The following is a 4,894-nucleotide window of genomic DNA, read 5'->3' on the forward strand; positions in this document are numbered from 1 at the left end:
TCCTTCCGGCTCGTCATTGCGGGAGCCACTTCGCCATTTTTGCCGGCAACGCGCATTGGTTCTTCATCAACGTTCATCGAGCATCGCCGGCGTCGCAAACCACGCTATTCCTCGCTGGTCTCCGGCGCGGTGAGTTCGCGGATGTCCGCCTTTTCGGGCGCGATCATGTTCACGGATTCGATGACCTTGCTTTGGTCCACGCGCTGCAGCTTGCGCGCGGTGACCAGCACACGGGATTCCAATGACGCCGCAAACGCGTTATAGGCGCTGACCGTTTTGGTGATGGAGTTGCCGAGCTTGGTGGCGCGTTCCCCCAATACCGCGAACCGTTCGTACAATTCGCGCGAAAGGTCGAACAGCATTTTCGCGTCATCGGTCAGGCTTTGCTGCTGCCATGCGTATGCGACGGATTTGAGCACCGCCCATAGCGTGATCGGCGACGTCAGCGCCACTTTCTGGGCGAACGCGTCGTCCATCAATGTCGGATCGGTCTCCAACGCCGCTTGCAGCAGCGATTCGTTGGGGATGAACGCGATCACGAAATCGGGGGCGTCCGGGAACGCGTTCCAATACGCCTTGTTGCCCAAGGTCTTCACATGTTCGCGCACCGCCTTGGCGTGGGCACGCAGCAGCTCGTCCTTGCGCTCCAGCTCCTCGGGCGACGCGGTGTCGGGAATCTCGCAGGCACGCTGGTAGTCGGCGTACGGAGCCTTCGAATCGATGGGGATGGTTTTTCCACCGGGCATGTGGATGATCATGTCGGGGCGCTGCGTGCGGCCTTCCGAATCGGTGACGACCACCTGGGTGTCGAAGTCGACGTGTTCGAGCAGCCCCGCGGATTCGACGATGTTGCGCAGCTGCGCCTCGCCCCACGCGCCACGCACTTTGTTGTTGCGCAAGGCGGCCGACAGCGAACTGGTCTCCTTGTCAAGCCGCGCCTGCTGCTCGCCAAGCCCCTTCAATTGCTCGCCGAGCGCGCCCATCTCCCGTTTGCGTCCTTCTTCGATCTGGGAGACCTTCTCCTGCAAGGCGTCGAGGTTCTTCTGCACCGGAGCCAAGGCGGACAGCACCTTGCCCTGCTCCTGCAGTTTGCGTTCCTCTTCATCCCGCCTGCGTTCCGACTCCTCGGCCGCGCGTTCGCGCTCCCGCTCAACGCGCATCCGCTCTGCCTGCTGAGCCTGCGCAAGCTGCGATTTCACATAGGTCAGCTGCTGGGCGAGACCTTCGTTCTGAGCCCGGCTTCGGGCCAATGAAGTGGTCAGGTCGCCGATGTCCTGGCGGTTCGCCTCGATCTGCGCCCTCGCCTCGTTCAGATCGGACACCTTTGCGTCGCGGGCCATTTCCTGGCCCTTGGAACGTCCCGCGAAGAAGCCGGCCACGGCGCCGAGCACGGCCACCGCGGCCAATATCATCACCACGACCACAGGATTATCGAACATACGTTCGATTCAACCGTATGGTCCAGACAATCCGCGGGAGCGTCCATGCGCAGGTGGCCGTAGCCAAGGTCCGCGGTCATAGAGATCTGCAACCATACGGCCCACGCCCGCCCACCACCGTGAAGACCCACAACCTTGGTGCCCGCGCGGTCCACAACATCCATGGCTCCGTGTCTCTCCCGCGCCACCTGCATTATGCTGTAAGCACATCACCGGAAATCATCCGGAAACGAGAGATGCAAAGGAATTCGGGAATCATGGGATTCGATCTGTTCATGGCCGCGGTGGCCATCGTCATCGCCGCCATCGCGACGTGGGGCATCCTCAAGGTGCTGCTTGGCGCCGATACCGAGGCCGATGTCGAACGGGCTCGCTCCGGCGCCGGCGAAATTGCCGTCGATGCCACGGGCAGCGGAAGCACGACATCCCATGACGCAGCATCCGCAAACGCCGAAAACAGTGGGGAGTCCGGGGAAATCCGCAACGGCAACGCTTCGCACGGCGACGGCATCGGTGCCGCCGGAACGTCGGCCTCGGAGATGGAATCGGCTCCGGAAACGGCGATTGTCGATCGCGTGGAGAGTCGTTACGTCGGCAAACGCCTCGTCATCGCGGCAGCGCTCACCATCCCCGCGTTCACCGTAAGCGCGCTGCTGCTTGGCGGGGCGGCCGTCCCCGGTTGGCTCGCCAATCCCTGGCTGCATGCCATCGTCATCACGCCGGTCATGTTCTACTGCGCGGCGCCCATCCACCGTCTCGGTCTCGCGGCGCTGAAAAGACGCATGCCGAACGCGGATTCGCTGATGTCGCTCGGCATGTGGATCGTGTACGCGTGCAATCTGCTGCTCTGCGTGATTTCCTCGATCTTTTCGGAAAACCTCCATGCGCCGTATTTCGCGTTCATCGGCATCGTCACCGCGTTGTCGCTGGCGATCACGCTGATTCGGCGGCATGTGGTGGTCATCCTGTTCGATGGAAGGATTTCCGAATCGGACAATGCCGGCAATGCGGACGACGCGAACGTCATAAACCACGCGAACGACGCAGGCGGCGCGACCGGCATGGCCGCGGCAAGCGGCACGGCCGATATGACCGCCGACGACGGCAAAGGCGCGGAGGAACGCATCCTCCGCGCCGCAATCAGGCGGACCGTCCATGCGCATGTGCTGCGCGTCACCACCGCGGTGACGATGGTCGTCGCCGTGTGGACGTTCGCGCTGTGGATGGCGTTCGGCTTGCAGCCCAAACTGTCGGTCGCCATATTGATCAGCGCCACCGTGCTGGCCGTGGCCGGCCTCGTCCTGCAGGCTTGCGACCGCACCTCCGACGATCGCTAAGGATTTCCGGGGATTCTTGAGATCCCCCGGAAATCCAAGCGGAAGCCCGGGAATCTGGCTACCGCGTCAGTCCCGCGAGGGTGAATCGCCTTCGACGTTCACGGTCACATCGTCATCGTCGAAGTCGTCGTCGAGCTGGCCCGGCGCCCAGGACGACAGTTCCAGATGATCGCCGCCGGTCTGGTCGACGAGCACGGTGTCGCCGTCGTGCACTTCGCCGGCGAGCAGCATGCGGGCCAGCTGGTCACCGACCTCGGTCTGCACCAGACGACGCAGCGGACGTGCGCCGTAGGCCGGATCGTAACCGGTATCGGCCAGCCAATCGCGTGCCGAATCGGTGACGTCGAGCTTGATGCGACGGTCGGTGAGGCGTGCGGCGACCTGCGAGACCTGGATGTTCACGATGCCGCCCAGCTCGTCGCGGGTCAGCGGGTGGAACATGACGATCTCGTCCAGACGGTTGATGAATTCGGGCTTGAACTGCATGTGCACCGCATCCATCACGGCCTTCTTCTTGGCGTCCGCGTCCATGCTCTGGTCCACAAGGAACTGGGAGCCCAGGTTCGACGTCATGATGAGGATCGTGTTCTTGAAGTCCACGGTCCTGCCCTGGCCATCGGTCAGACGGCCGTCATCAAGCACCTGCAGCAGCACGTCGAAGACTTCCGGGTTCGCCTTCTCGACCTCATCGAACAGCACGACCGAGTACGGACGACGACGCACGGCCTCGGTGAGCTGTCCGCCTTCCTCGTATCCGACGTAGCCCGGCGCGGCTCCGATCAGGCGGGATACGGAGGCCTTCTCCATGTATTCGCTCATGTCGATGCGCACCATGGCTTTCTCGTCGTCGAACAGGAAGTCGGCGAGCGCCTTGGCCAGTTCGGTCTTGCCCACGCCGGTGGGCCCGAGGAACAGGAACGATCCGGTCGGACGGTTCGGGTCGGAAATGCCGGCACGCGAGCGCCGCACGGCGTCGGAGACCGCCTTGATGGCTTCCTTTTGGCCGATGACGCGCTTGCCGAGCTGGTCTTCCATGTGCAGCAGCTTTTCGTTTTCGCCCTGCATGAGGCGTCCGACGGGGATTCCGGTCCAGTCGGAGACGATTTCTGCGACGGAGTCGGCGTCCACGCGGTCGGGGACCATCGGCACCGCGGTGTCGTTGGCGTCCGCCCCGCCGTTCTTGGCTTCCTCTTCGTTCTTTTCGGCTTGGGCGATTTCCTTTTGGATGGCGGGGATTTCGCCGTAGTTGATCGCCGAGGATTTCGCAAGGTCGCCTTCGCGTTCGTAGCGTTCTGCCTGGGTGCGCAGCTCGTCGAGCTTCTTGCGCAGGTCGCCGATGCGGTTGTGGCCGTTCTTTTCGGCGTCCCAGCGTGCCTTCAGCCCGTTGAGCTTTTCGCTTTTGTCGGCGATTTCCTTGTTCAGGTCGTCGAGGCGTTCCTTGGCGCTGTCGTCCAGTCCGGTTTCGGCGGCGCTTGCCTCCTTGTCGTTCTTCGGGTTGCCGAGCAGGTATGACTTCTCCATCTTCAGGCGGTCGACCTGGCGTTGCAATTCGTCGATTTCCTCAGGCGAGGAGTCGAGTTCCATGCGCAGATGCGCTGCGGCCTCGTCGACCAGGTCGATGGCTTTGTCGGGCAGCTGGCGGCCGGAGATGTAGCGGTTCGACAGGGTCGCGGCCGCGACCAGCGCGTCGTCGCCGATCGTCACCTTGTGGTGCGCCTCGTATTTCGGCGCGATGCCGCGCAGGATGGCGATGGTGTCTTCGACGCTCGGCTCGCCGACGAACACCTGCTGGAAACGACGTTCGAGCGCCGGATCCTTTTCGATGTTCTCGCGGTATTCGTCCAGCGTGGTCGCGCCGATCAGGCGCAGTTCGCCACGGGCCAGCATCGGCTTGAGCATGTTGCCGGCGTCCATGGAGCCTTCGGCCGCGCCCGCGCCGACGATGGTGTGGATCTCGTCGATGAAGGTGATGATCCGGCCGTCCGCCTGCTTGATCTCCTGCAGCACGCTCTTGAGGCGTTCCTCGAATTCACCACGGTATTTCGAACCGGCCACCATGGATCCCAGGTCGAGCGAGATGAGCTTCTTGTTCTGCAACGTCGTGGGCACGTCGCCTGC

The 4,894-nt window shown here is 63.2% G+C and carries 3 protein-coding genes; 1 reads left to right on the forward strand and 2 read right to left on the reverse strand.

Translation table 11 applies throughout. The features are described from left to right. Positions 1–104: 104 nt before the first annotated feature. The gene (locus B3C64_RS06260; protein ID WP_291534502.1) at positions 105–1,439 is read right to left on the reverse strand and encodes a DNA recombination protein RmuC; all 1,335 of its coding nucleotides are present in this window, start codon (positions 1,437–1,439) and stop codon (positions 105–107) included. 257 nt (positions 1,440–1,696) lie between these two features. Here B3C64_RS06260 and B3C64_RS06265 point away from each other — a divergent pair, with 257 nt between their 5' ends. Further along, entirely contained in the window at positions 1,697–2,776 is a 1,080-nt protein-coding gene (locus tag B3C64_RS06265) for an ATPase P (protein ID WP_291534503.1), read from the forward strand. Positions 2,777–2,842: 66 nt separating this feature from the next. On the opposite strand, the gene B3C64_RS06270 is transcribed toward B3C64_RS06265, so the two are convergent. Continuing rightward, positions 2,843–4,894 (reverse strand): ATP-dependent Clp protease ATP-binding subunit (locus B3C64_RS06270; protein WP_291534504.1); only part of this gene is annotated, 2,052 nt, incomplete at its 5' end.

This window comes from Bifidobacterium sp. UBA6881, assembly GCA_002451435.1.
In the GTDB taxonomy this organism is placed as follows: domain Bacteria; phylum Actinomycetota; class Actinomycetes; order Actinomycetales; family Bifidobacteriaceae; genus Bifidobacterium.

Coding starts and splice junctions, on each gene's coding strand:
- B3C64_RS06260 (WP_291534502.1), bottom strand. CDS start 1,439: ATGTTCGATAATCCTGTGGTCGTGGTGATGATATTGGCCGCGGTGGCC.
- B3C64_RS06265 (WP_291534503.1), top strand. CDS start 1,697: ATGGGATTCGATCTGTTCATGGCCGCGGTGGCCATCGTCATCGCCGCC.